The sequence below is a fragment of the Marinobacter iranensis genome (genome assembly GCF_029207565.1).
GTDB classification, from domain to species: domain Bacteria; phylum Pseudomonadota; class Gammaproteobacteria; order Pseudomonadales; family Oleiphilaceae; genus Marinobacter; species Marinobacter iranensis.
Map to the genome: position 1 here is coordinate 1 of NZ_JANCMW010000102.1, position 278 is coordinate 278.

At 61.9% G+C, this 278-nt stretch carries 1 protein-coding gene; it reads left to right on the forward strand.

Annotation, left to right across the window (positions count from 1 at the left end):
• On the forward strand, positions 1-278 hold a 278-nt coding region (locus NLU14_RS21615; RefSeq protein ID WP_275710497.1), incomplete at both ends, for a YheC/YheD family protein.

Sequence of the window (278 nt, forward strand, 5' to 3'; positions counted from 1 at the left end):
GCCGCCGATTCGACTTTCGCGTGATGGTCCAGATGAATCCGGCCGGACAATGGGAGACGACCGGCATCATCGGGAGACTCGCCCACCCGCGCAAAATCGTAACCAACTACCATGCCGGCGGTACGCCGCTGCCGATGGAGACGCTGATGAAGTCGCATTTGGAAAAGGCGGGCCGAACGAGCCGCGCTTACCGTCGGGAGCTTTCGAAGCTTGGGGTAGACGTCGCTTCGGCGCTCGGCACGCGTTTTCCGGGACTTAGGGAGATCGGCATCGACGTT